10 protein-coding genes are annotated in these 11,847 nt (G+C 40.4%); 4 read left to right on the top strand and 6 right to left on the bottom strand.

Going from position 1 to position 11,847, the window contains the following annotated elements; genetic code table 11:
- Positions 1 to 133 precede the first annotated feature (133 nt).
- From MLE13_RS04010 to MLE13_RS04000, 3 genes are all read right to left on the bottom strand, one after another.
- Positions 134 to 1,333 carry an MFS transporter gene (locus MLE13_RS04010; protein ID WP_240748174.1) on the bottom strand — a complete coding sequence of 400 codons (1,200 nt, stop codon included), beginning with the start codon at positions 1,331 to 1,333 and terminating at the stop codon, positions 134 to 136.
- Between the two features lie 93 nt (positions 1,334 to 1,426).
- On the bottom strand, positions 1,427 to 1,771 hold the full coding sequence (locus MLE13_RS04005; protein WP_240748173.1) for a heme oxygenase: 345 nt from the start codon (positions 1,769 to 1,771) through the stop codon (positions 1,427 to 1,429).
- Positions 1,772 to 1,859: 88 nt separating this feature from the next.
- Positions 1,860 to 2,453 (bottom strand): histidine phosphatase family protein, encoded by a 594-nt coding sequence (locus tag MLE13_RS04000; RefSeq protein ID WP_240748172.1) that lies wholly within the window; start codon positions 2,451 to 2,453, stop codon positions 1,860 to 1,862.
- 120 nt (positions 2,454 to 2,573) lie between these two features.
- On the opposite strand from MLE13_RS04000, the gene MLE13_RS03995 reads away from it, so the two are divergent.
- A complete protein-coding gene (locus MLE13_RS03995; protein ID WP_240748171.1) occupies positions 2,574 to 3,128 on the top strand; it encodes a class I SAM-dependent methyltransferase in 555 nt (184 codons plus the stop codon).
- A gap of 56 nt (positions 3,129 to 3,184) precedes the next feature.
- Here MLE13_RS03995 and MLE13_RS03990 read toward each other — a convergent pair whose 3' ends face one another.
- The 3 genes from MLE13_RS03990 to MLE13_RS03980 all read right to left on the bottom strand — a co-directional run bounded on the left by MLE13_RS03990 (position 3,185) and on the right by MLE13_RS03980 (position 7,760).
- Positions 3,185 to 4,408: a dicarboxylate/amino acid:cation symporter gene (locus MLE13_RS03990; RefSeq protein ID WP_240748170.1), complete on the bottom strand. Its 1,224-nt coding sequence runs from the start codon at positions 4,406 to 4,408 to the stop codon at positions 3,185 to 3,187.
- A gap of 176 nt (positions 4,409 to 4,584) precedes the next feature.
- The gene (locus MLE13_RS03985) at positions 4,585 to 6,474 is read right to left on the bottom strand and encodes a DUF4084 domain-containing protein (protein WP_240748169.1); all 1,890 of its coding nucleotides are present in this window, start codon (positions 6,472 to 6,474) and stop codon (positions 4,585 to 4,587) included.
- 434 nt (positions 6,475 to 6,908) lie between these two features.
- Positions 6,909 to 7,760, bottom strand: a complete 852-nt coding sequence (locus MLE13_RS03980) for a MurR/RpiR family transcriptional regulator (RefSeq protein ID WP_240748168.1) — start codon at positions 7,758 to 7,760, stop codon at positions 6,909 to 6,911.
- Between the two features lie 125 nt (positions 7,761 to 7,885).
- Here MLE13_RS03980 and gnd point away from each other — a divergent pair, with 125 nt between their 5' ends.
- The 3 genes from gnd to gntK all read left to right on the top strand — a co-directional run bounded on the left by gnd (position 7,886) and on the right by gntK (position 11,832).
- Positions 7,886 to 8,770, top strand: a complete 885-nt coding sequence (gnd, locus tag MLE13_RS03975; protein ID WP_240748167.1) for a phosphogluconate dehydrogenase (NAD(+)-dependent, decarboxylating) — start codon at positions 7,886 to 7,888, stop codon at positions 8,768 to 8,770.
- Between the two features lie 111 nt (positions 8,771 to 8,881).
- Positions 8,882 to 10,222 carry a gluconate:H+ symporter gene (locus MLE13_RS03970; protein WP_240748166.1) on the top strand — a complete coding sequence of 447 codons (1,341 nt, stop codon included), beginning with the start codon at positions 8,882 to 8,884 and terminating at the stop codon, positions 10,220 to 10,222.
- A 65-nt stretch (positions 10,223 to 10,287) separates the two neighbouring features.
- Positions 10,288 to 11,832: a gluconokinase gene (gene gntK, locus MLE13_RS03965; RefSeq protein WP_240748165.1), complete on the top strand. Its 1,545-nt coding sequence runs from the start codon at positions 10,288 to 10,290 to the stop codon at positions 11,830 to 11,832.
- The last annotated feature ends 15 nt before the right edge of the window (positions 11,833 to 11,847 follow it).

Genomic DNA, 11,847 nt, shown 5'->3' with positions numbered 1-11,847 from the left:
GCGTATTTGCCAATTTTTTATCGAATTCATAAGCGTATAAATTATCTTGAGAGTGAAGTAGCTAGGTTGAAAAAAGAGCAGTAAAATGTGAAAACGCCTAACCTAAAGGTTAAGCGTTTTTTTTGCTGAGCAGTTATTTATAACCCAACGCAACTGCATCCGCGCGTTCTTTTTTGCCGTGCAATACATAATAAAGAAACGCAGTAGCAAGCACAACAAAGCCTAAAATTCCATAAAGTGAGTTATAACCGATCAGTGGAATGATAAAGCCCAGAAGGTAAGGTCCAAAGCCTAAACCTGCATCCATCGCGATGAAAAATGTTGATGTCGCAAGACCCATACGATGAGTAGGTGTCAACTTAATCGCGACAGCCTGAGTCGTTGACTGCATATTGCCAAAACCAAATCCGATTAACGCACCTGCGACCAATAAGCCGGTACTGCTGCTCGAGACATTTAGTAAAAATAATCCCGCTGCAAAAAGGACAAATGCCGGGTACATTATAAAGTTTGCGCCTTTTAAATCCATCAGTCGTCCTGTAAACGGACGAGAGACTAAAATAGCAATTGCGTAAACTAAGAAAAAGTAACTAGCAGCTTGAACAAGGTTTTCTTCCATGGCATAAAAATTAATAAACGACAAGACACTAGAATAACAAAGCGCAATGACTAAACAAACAATAGCAATGGGCACTGCTTTGGGTTCAACAAATCCAGAGATTTTAACCCCTTTTGTAACGTAAGTTTTCGGAGGAGCCTCCACTGGTGGCACATAAACTAACAAAGAGATGACGAGGCTGACCACGCCAAGAGCTAGGCAGACAGTGAAAATCATTTCATAGCTGCTGTACTGACTTAACATTAAGCCAATAAACGGCCCGAAAGCAGCAGCTAATGTCGAACTCATACTAAAATAGCCGATGCCTTCTCCTTTACGTGTCATCGGGATAATTTGCGCAACAATCGTTCCAGCTGCTGTACTGGCCATTCCTAAAGTCATGCCATGAAGAAAACGGTTAGCCATTAAAAATGGCAATCCGAAATTCAAGAAATAGAAAAATGTGGTTAACGTAAACAAAGTTGTACCGATAATTAACGTTTTTTTGCGACCAATTTTATCAATGCTACGGCCGATGAAAATCCGGCCAGTCAATGCACCTAAGATAAATATTCCTGTAACTAGTCCGGCTTCGCTTGTTGAAGCGCCGTATTCTGTTACCGCGTAAACTGCGATGGTCACCATCAGCAAGTAAAAAATGAGGACCAAAAAGAAATTCACCAAGGAAGTAAGGATAAAATCTCTTGTCCATAAAGCGGGTTTAAATTTGTTCATAATGGGAGGCTCCTTGTTAAGAGATAGTAGTCAAGTGGCATAAAAATCAAAAAAGAAACAGACAGCCCAAACTAGGCCATCTGTCTATTTAACTCAGTTTAAAGTTGTGGCTTCAATAAGGCCGACAATTTTTGTAATGACGAGTTCGCTGCCAAGCATGGGTGATTCTTTTTTGGATTCATTGCTATCTTTACTAGCTTCAGGGCGTTTGTGAGCTTGTTTGAAAGCGTCACTCGTTTTCCATGCTTCAAAATTTTCGAGAGTTTCCCAATACATATTGACGTTTAACTCGTCGTATTCAGTCAAGTTCTGTGTGATCGCCACTTCAACTTTGATAAAGCCTTCCATTTGTTGCAATGCGCCAGGACGTGAAAAGTTAGGAGCCATTTTTTCTGCAAATCCGGGTTTCATTTTAATACGGTTGGATACGATGTACATGAAGAATCTCTCCTTTTTTGTTTGTATTTGATGTGCTAACTGTTGTTTACTTTATCACATTCATCAAAAGGTCTAGTTATGCCAGCAATCAATAACTTTTACTATTTTCCAAATGCACCGTGCAATTATACAGTGCACAGTCCCATTGATTTTCAACCTTGGTTAAAATCGTAATGGATGTATTGTCTAAAGACGTTTCTTTAAATTTTCCGGGAAATAGTTTTTTTAACGTCAACCCAATTAATGCACCGTGACTCACAAGCAACACACGCTGTCCTTTGAAATTGACTAACACATCTTCAACAAAAGCAATGCCTCTATTTGCTGCATCGTCCAAATTTTCCATGTCTAAATCGAGAGTTCGCCAATCGGTTCCCCATTTTTCAATGCGTTCTTGCTCTGTTGTGCCTTCGATTTTACCGCCACTTCTTTCACGTAGGCGCACATCAAAATGGCTTACAGGTAAATTTAGTTTCTTGCCAATAATTTCAGCTGTTTCTTTTGCACGAGCCAAGTCACTTGAGATGATTAAGTCCCAATTGACTTCTCGAGCTAAGCGTTCTGCGAGTGCCTCTGCTTGCTGTTGTCCTGTGTCATTAAGTGAAACGTCCGCAGACCCTTGCGCGATGCCTTGTATATTCCAATCCGTGATGCCGTGTCGTACAAATCCGATTGTTGTCATGAAAGCCATCTCCTTTGTTATACTCCTTTAAAGGATAACGGAAACCGAAAGAGCAGACAAATGTTAATGAAAGCTAAAGAAGATTGTATTTAGTTATTAATGTTAAATGGAGGAATCACAATGAAGAAAGTAGCGTACGAAGGTTATTATGATGAAGAAAACTATTTCGGAAATCCTTATCCAGGTCTTGTAGCTTTTTTTGCGAATTATGAAGCGAGAGGAACGATTTTGGATTTAGGCTGTGGGCAAGGGCGGGATGCTTTGGCGTTAGGTGAACTGGGATATAAAGTGATTGGCGTTGACCATTCAAATGTTGGCATTGAACAACTGAATCAGCATGCAAATATTAGAGAGTTACCGGTAGAAGGACTTGTTGGAAATGTTTACGATTACCCGATTTCAGCAGAAATTGATGTTGTGTTATTAGATTCAATGCTACATTTTTATAAAAATGATTTGTTTAAAGAAACTCAGTTTGTGGAGAACATACTAACAGAGTTAAAAGATGGAGGCATATTTGTAAACTGTATCCTTAAAGGACAACAACGAGAAGATACATTAAAAAAAATCATCGAAGAGTCGCCATTTGAATGGGAAATTTTGCTAGATGATTATACTGAATACAAAGAAGCAAATGCTGAGTTTCATTTGCTTGCGGTTAAAAAAAGAAGCTAAATTCACATGAAAACCCCCTTAAGACGAGCATTTGCTCATTTTAAGGGGGTTATTTGTTAAACTGTTTGTCGTTTCTTTTCGTTTTTATCAATTACAGTAGTGCCGACTAAGTCTCCTGTAACGTTAAGCCCTGTTGCACCCATGCCGACTAATGCATCGATAGCAGTCAGCAATGCGACTGCTTCAATCGGTAAGCCTAACTGAACAAATACTGTCGCAATCATGACGATGCCAGCACCTGGGACACCTGCAGTTCCGACTGATGCCAGCGTACCTATCAGAACAACCATTAGCATTTCAGAAATACTTAACGGATCCCCAACAAGGTTTGCTGCGAAAACTGCTGAAACCGCAATTCGAATGGCAGCACCGTCCATGTTGATTGTTGCACCGAGTGGCAAACTAAAGCCATATAAACTTTTCGATAGCCCTAAATTCTTCGCAGCATTCAAGGTTAATGGCAACGTACCCGAACTACTTTGAGTGACAAATGCCGTTAACATTGGTGTACGTGCTTGTTTGAAGAAATCCAACGGGTTTATTTTGAATACCAATAGGAGCAACACATACAACATAATTTGAACAAGCAATGCAGCATACAACACTAAGACCATCTCACCTAAAGAGAAGAGAGTGTCTAAGCCTTGATTTCCTACTGTTTTTGCCATGATCGCAAAAATACCAATTGGCACATATTGAAGAACGGCTTTTAAGACCAGTAACGTCATTTCATTTAATGCATTTACGGTTTTATATAAATGATCGCCCAAACTACCAAGTTCAGTTGAATTGCGCATATAAGCTAAAGCAATACCAAAAGCAAAAGCGATAAAGATAATGCCAAGCAAATTAAGTTCAGTAAATGCAGTGAAAATGTTAGAAGGGACAATGTTCAACAACACACTGACGATGCCGGGATTTTCCGGAACATCAAAAGTTTCATTGCCTTGCAGTTGCATCCCAACGCCTGGCTGCAGGAAGCTAGCTACTGTGAGACCCACAATAATGGCAAACGCAGAACTCAACGTGTAATAGATAAATACTTTCCCGCCCATTCGCCCAAGGTCTCCAATAGATGATTGGTTAATCCCGACCATCATCGTGAACAAAATCAAAGGAACGATTAATAAGGTCAATAATTTCAGCAACAAGTCACCAAAAGGAGCCAAAACAGCTGCTTGCTCTCCAAATATCAATCCAACGGCAACGCCGAGTATAAGTGCAATCGTAATTTTTAAAATCAATGAAGCATTTAAATAGTGTTTCCATACAGCTTTCATAATCGCTCTCCTTTAGTTACAAAATAATAATTCCGATAAAATCTATTGGAATTAACTTTTACTAACTTATACTAGACGGTAGCTAGTTGTCAAAATGTCTGCCTAGCGAGCAGAGGATTAGGAAGAGTTAGTTAAAAAAACCCCCGCACAGCAAGGAGAAAGCTGGACGAAGGTGGTTAAATGGTTTCTTTGTTGAACTGATAATGACCTTTGCCATTGGCTTTGACTTGATACATGGCTTTATCCGCTTTTTTCATTAAACCGATTGGAGTTGTTGAATCTAACGGATAGATGGCGATCCCGATACTTGGAAGGCTAAAGAGGGTAGAGTCATTAATATAGTGAGGTTGTTTTAACGAATTCAGAATGTCTTCTGCTAGTTGAGCAGCAGTTTCCAAGTCGTGAATGTTGCGGAGGAGTATGGTAAATTCGTCTCCACCTTGTCGCGAAACAACATCGTTTTCGCGAACACATTTTGTTAGTCGATCTGCCACAGAAATCAGTAATTGATCGCCGACATCATGTCCAAGCGTATCATTGATCTGTTTGAAATGGTCCAAATCGATAAATAAAACAGCAAACGTCTCGTGAAGCAATGCTGCTTCTAAAATAGCTTTTTTTAAAGACTCTCCAAAATACAAGCGGTTGGCTAAACCTGTTAAAGAATCGTGATAGGCTAAAAAATGTATTTTCTCTTCATTTTTTTTATTGGCTGTAATATCTTTAGCAATTCCAAAGATGCCAACAATATTGTTCTGAACCATAATGGGGATATTGGTAACACTAAGGTAATGAGATTGGTTAAACCGATTAAGAATGCACAATTCATAGGTTTGAGCTTGTCCTTTTAAAGCTTTTTCTAAATGGAAATTAGCATGCTCATGCATGCCTGGTTCAATGAATAGTGAACTTGAAAGGCCTATCAACTCATCTTTTTCATAACCAAAAAGAACACTACTAGATGGATTTGCACTTTCAAAATGCCCGGTTAAGTCAAGTGAATAGACGGCATCTGGATGGTATTCGAATAAGGATTTATAGCGTTGTTCACTGAGATCTAGTTGTTCGGTTTTTTCGTGGTATTTCTGGAGCAGTTGCTGGTTTTCCAAAATAATAAAGATCTGCCTGAAAACCACTAACAAAATCGAAATTCCAGAACCGATTCTTACCGGATCGACAATTGACGAACGCGAAGCCATAAAAATAACCAAAATCAATACGGTTGCATAAGGCAGTGAAAGACGGAGGAATTCCACTTGTGGTGTAGATTCGATCTCCAACTTTACGGTCTGCTGATGAGGTGTATGATTTATTCGCAACAATCCGGCAAAGCCGATAAACAAGGCACCTAAAGCAAAGAGCGGATCTGCCCAAATAGCTGAGTTATATTGGCCGATAAGCGTCAGATGAAGATAGAATGAGCCGGCGATGATTTGTGAAAAAAGCCCCAACGACAGAAATACTAGATTTTGATGAAAGTTAGACTTTTGGATGCCTAGATAAATGCTGAGAATACAAAGTAAAAGAGCTAAGTTCCCAATCGGATAGGCGATGGAAAAAATCAAAGGGTATAAGGAAGCATTAGTCATGTTAATAATAGGACTGAGTAAGAAATGCCAGCTGAAAGTGGCTGCAACAACCATAATAATAAAAGTATCAAAAAAAACTTTGATAAATTGCGGTTTAGTGGTTTCTTTGATCAATTTAAATAAAAAAGCAGCCAAGTAAAAAATAATTTGAAACACATAAAAAAAGTTTGGAGGTCCTGGAAAAGGAACATCGACTAACAATGAAGTTTCGTACACTGTCCACAAAAATTGAGCAACACCGTAACTCAAAGTTCCGACCATCAGCAACAGCCAGAAAATCTTTTCATTGCCTTTACTAGCGCGCCAAGTTTTAAAAAGCCAAATAGTAGCAATCAAGTAGCCTAAGCTAGAAAATAAATTGCCTCCTAAAGTCATAATCTGGTCGTTATTAGACCAAGCGATTAACCAAGAGAAATACAGCACGATATAAAGTGAAATGAAGAGGAGAAATAGTCGTTTAGAAGTTGGTGTTTTCATCTATAATAACACTCCCTGCTTTTCAAAACGGATATCAGTTAAGTTCCAGAACAGGAAGTTAACAGAGCATTCTTGAAAAGAATAACTAATACCATAGTACTACAAAAAAGGCCGATAAAGACGGATTTATTTTTATTATTTAACATAAAATTATAAAATAAATAGAAAATAATTACATTTTAAAAATAGTAAGCATACCGTATAGGAATATGAGCTTATTATGAATAAAAAGTTAAAGAATTTTAAAATTGACCTATGTTAGAAACTTGTATGTAGCGTGTCATCAACCGAATTCGTATATAACCAAATACCATTTAAAGTGATATACGAGCGGAGTGACTATGGGGGCAACCTAGAAGGCATCAAAAACGAATAGAAATGTGCAATACCAATAAAAAAGCGAGTTCCCAATTCAAGGGAACTCGCTTTTTTTGCTATAAACGTCTATGCGACATTGCTTCGCGCATATCTTGAAGTGCTTTTTTCCCGTCATTACCACGGAGAATCATCAAGTTGGTATAAAGAGCATCGATCAAACTCAATTGCGCAATTCGTGAAGACAGAGCTTCTGAACGGAAGTCGGTTTCTTCGGAAACTGTATAAAGAGCAATGTCTGCTTCTTTAGACAACGGCGACTTTGCGAAATTAGTAACAGAGATAATGGTTACGCCTTTTTCTTTTAATACACGGAGCACATCGAGTACATCAGTTGTTGAACCCGAATGGGAAATGACAATTGCCACATCATCGGATTGAAGCTGAGAAGCAGCCATAAGTTGCATGTGGGAGTCTAAATTCATTGAAACGTGAAGACCTAAACGGACAAACTTGTGGTACCCATCCATCGCGACCATCGCAGATCCGCCATTGCCGTAAAAATCGATTTTTCGAGCGTTCATTAATTTTTGAATAGCTTGCTCCATCGCTTCATCATCGATAATTTGCAAAGTATCTTCCAAAGTTTTGATGTTAGAGCGGAAAACTTTTTCCGTAACCGCATTAATGCTGTCGCCTTCTTCGATTTTTTCATGAATGTCTTTTAAAGGGGCGACAACTTCGGCAGCAAGTGAAATTTTAAAAGCTTGGAATCCTTTAAAGCCAATGCGTTGGCAAAAGCGAAAAACAGTGGATTCCGCGAGTCCCAATTCATCCGCAATTTGATTGATCGTCAAATGAATAATATTCTTTGGGTCATTTAATACATAATCGGCAATCTTTTTTTCTTTTTCACTAAAGTGGCGGTAACTACCGCGTATGGCAGCCAGCGCAAATTGCTGTTGTTTCATGATCCGCGCCTCATTTCTTTAAAAAATATCTGTCTATTATAGAATAACATGTTGCGTACGGAAAAATATTTGATACAATGAGTTCAATAAAGAAAAATATTCTTTTTTGAAGAGGAGGATTTTCAATGGAAATTGGAATTATCGGTTTAGGGAAAATGGGATTGAACTTGGCATTAAACTTAATCGATCATAACCACAAAGTCGTTGGCTATGACAGTCATGCAGTAATTGAAGAAAGTGATTTTAACCAAGTTTCTTCTATTGAGGCCATGGTGAAAGAACTAAAAGCACCGCGTACGCTTTGGTTAATGGTCCCAGCTGGAGAAATTACAGAGTCTGTTATTCAAGGATTGATCCCGCTACTCGAAGAAGGAGATTCAATTATTGATGGTGGAAACTCCAACTACAAAGACACTGTACGCCGTGCAGCAAACTTAAAAGAGCACGGAATTTTCTTCTTTGATTGTGGAACAAGTGGCGGAACAGAAGGTGCGCGTCACGGAATTTGTTCGATGATTGGTGGCGATGCTGAGAAATTCAAAACAATCGAACCACTTCTGAAAGACATTTCTGTACAAGATGGATATTTATATACCGGTGAAGCTGGAAGCGGTCATTTTTTGAAAATGATTCATAACGGAATCGAATACGGCATGATGCAATCCATTGCAGAAGGCTTTGATATCCTCAACAAAAGTCCATTTGGGTATGATTTCGAAAAAGTGGCTGATGTTTGGAACAACGGCTCTATCATCAGCTCATACTTAATGGAAATGACCAAAAATGCATTTTCAAAAGACGCTAAACTAGAAGGCATCAAAGGGGTGATGAATTCTTCTGGGGAAGGCAAATGGACAGTAGAAACAGCACTCGATTTGAATGTTCCTGCACCAGTGATTACGTTGTCACTGATGATGCGCTACCGTTCGTTAGAAGACGACACATTCGCAGGAAAAGTCGTCGCAGCTCAGCGCAACGAATTCGGCGGCCATGCAGTAGAGAAAAAGTAAGTGAGTTTAATTTTAAAATATTAAGAAGTCGCAACCAGTGTTGCTGGTTGCGACATATCCAAATGAAACAAGACCAACTATAAATGTGTTGCACATCAAGGGGGAAAAAATATGTCAGGTTCAATGTTGATTATGGTAGCGCTTGCAGGTATATTTTTATTGTTATTCTTAGTTATTCGCACGAAATTACATGCTTTTGTGGCCTTATTATTGGTTAGTTTACTTGTCGGGATTGCTGCGGGTATGCCACTTAATGAAGTCATCACGTCCATTCAAAACGGTATGGGCGGGACACTGGGCTTTGTCGCTGTAGTAGTGGGACTTGGCGCTATGTTCGGGAAGATGCTTGAAGTGTCTGGTGGTGCAGAACGTTTAGCCGCTACGATGATTGATAAATTCGGTGAAGACAAAGCACAGTGGGCGTTAGGGGTTACTGGATTTATTGTGGCAATTCCTGTATTTTTCGATGTCGGCTTTATTATTTTAGTGCCGATTGTGTACGGATTGGCTAGAAAAACAGGTAAGTCGCTTTTGCATTACGGGATTCCGTTATTAGCGGGTCTTGCGGTTACACATAGTTTTATTCCACCGACTCCTGGACCCATTGCGGTTGCAGAGTTAGTTGGCGCAGAACTTGGCTGGGTTATTTTATTCGGTGTTCTTGCCGGGATTCCCGCTATGATCTTGGCTGGACCTGTATTTGGACGTTTTATCGGTAATAAGCTACATATTGAAATTCCAGATTACATGGAGCTTGAAAAGAAAGAATACGATAAAGACCTGCCAAGCTTTGGCATGATCACGTCGTTGATTTTGATTCCGCTTGTGTTGATTTTATTGAATACGTTATCAGGTGTGTTGTTAGAAGAAGGCAATACGGTACGTGAAATCTTAACTTTCCTTGGTCACCCGTTTGTCGCGTTGACAATCGCGACATTGCTAACATTTTATTTGTTGGGGACAAAACGTGGCTATTCGCGCCAAGAAGTACAAGATATTGCGACCAAAGCGCTTGAACCTGCAGGTATTATCATTTTAGTAACGGGCGCAGGCGGTGTTTTCAAACAAGTATTGATCGATTCAGGTGTTGGTGCAGTACTAGGTGATATGATGGGCGATTCAGCGTTACCACCGATCGTCTTAGCATTTTTGATCGCTTCGGCGGTACGTGTGGCACAAGGATCTGCAACTGTTGCGATGGTAACAGCTGCTGGTTTGATCACGCCACTTCTTGAAATGGTTGGCATGACAGGACCTGCACTTGGGTTAATCGTTATCGCAATTGCTTCTGGTGCGACCGTCTTATCACACGTGAACGACTCAGGTTTCTGGTTAGTTAACCGTTATTTCGGTATGGACGTCAAAGATACATTGAAGTCTTGGACGGTTATGGAAACCATTATCGGGTTAACCGGTTTCGTGGTAGTGTTAATTATAAGCTTTTTTATCTAATGAAACAGAAAAGGAAAAAGGAGATAGTGCCTTTTTCTTTTTCTTGTATATAGAGGAGGATTTTTATGCCTGAGCAATCGTATTATTTAGGAGTCGATATTGGGACGACGTCTACAAAAGCAGTGTTGTTTGACCGAGCGGGGAAAGTAATCACAGGTGACACCGTTTTTTACGCATTAGAAACACCCAATCCGTTAATAGCTGAACAAGATCCAGAAGAAATTTTTCGTGCGGTGTTAACTTCGGTACGAAAAACAATACGCAAAAGCGAAATAGATACAAAGCAGCTAAAATTGGTATCGTTTAGTTCAGCGATGCATAGCCTTATTGCGGTGGATGCTGAGGGCAGCTTATTGACGCAAAGCATCACATGGGCCGATACGAGAAGTGCAAAGCATGCCAAGTACATTAAAGAACGGCTGAATGGCCATGAAATTTACTTGCGTACCGGCACGCCGATTCATGCGATGTCTCCACTTGCGAAATTGGTATGGCTAAAAGACGAAAAGCCAAAAGTTTTTGAGCAGGCAGCGAAGTTTATCGGCATCAAGGAATTTGTCTTTCATGAATTGTTTGGAACATATGTTGTGGATCATTCCATTGCCTCAGCAACGGGACTTTTCAATCTGGAGCAATTAGATTGGGACAGAGAAGCTTTGGCAGTAGCAGGCATTACGCCAGAACATTTGTCTCATCCGGTTCCAACCACCCATCAACTAACCGGCCTGGTTACAGAACATGCTTTGTTTATGGGCATTCCTGAAAATGTGCCGTTTATCATCGGTGCAAGCGACGGCGTATTAGCCAACTTAGGAGTAGATGCCATCGAACCGGGTGTTTTGGCAGTTACAATCGGCACAAGCGGCGCCATTCGAACAGTGACGACTGAGCCAAAGACGGATCCAAAAGGACGGACATTTTGCTATGCGTTGACTGAAAATCATTGGGTAGTCGGTGGACCTGTTAATAACGGCGGCATTATTTTGCGCTGGTTGCGAGATGAATTTGCATCGTCTGAAGTGGAAACCGCGAAACGGCTCGGCATTGATCCATACGACGTCCTGACGAAAATCGCTGACACGGTGAATCCAGGAGCAGACGGCTTATTGTTCCATCCGTATTTGACCGGCGAACGCGCACCGCTATGGGACGCTAACGCACGCGGATCATTTTTCGGCTTAAGCATTCATCATAAAAAACAGCATATGATTCGTGCTGTGTTAGAAGGCATTGTCTTTAACTTGTATACGGTGCTGCTGGCAGTCGAAGAATTGATCGGCGAACCGGTACGCATCCAAGCGTCAGGTGGTTTTGCGCGTTCGGATATGTGGCGCCAATTGCTGGCAGACGTCTTCGATAAACCAGTGGTTATTCCAGAAAGCTTTGAAAGTTCATGTCTTGGTGCTGTTGTGCTTGGCATGTACGCAATTGGCGAAATTGACGATTTCAGTATCGTTTCGGACATGATCGGCCAAACGCATACGCATGAACCACAAGAAGCATCGGCCGGCATTTACCGAGAGCTTTTGCCGATTTATATCCGCTTATCGCGTCTTTTAACAGCAGAGTACGAAAGCATTGCCGATTTTCAACGAAAACATTTAGAGTAGTAGCAACATCCTGGA

The organism is Planococcus halocryophilus, from assembly GCF_022489025.1.
GTDB lineage: Bacteria > Bacillota > Bacilli > Bacillales_A > Planococcaceae > Planococcus > Planococcus halocryophilus_A.
The sequence above is the reverse complement of the archived record's forward strand: the minus strand, read 5'-3'. Positions and strand labels throughout refer to the sequence as shown.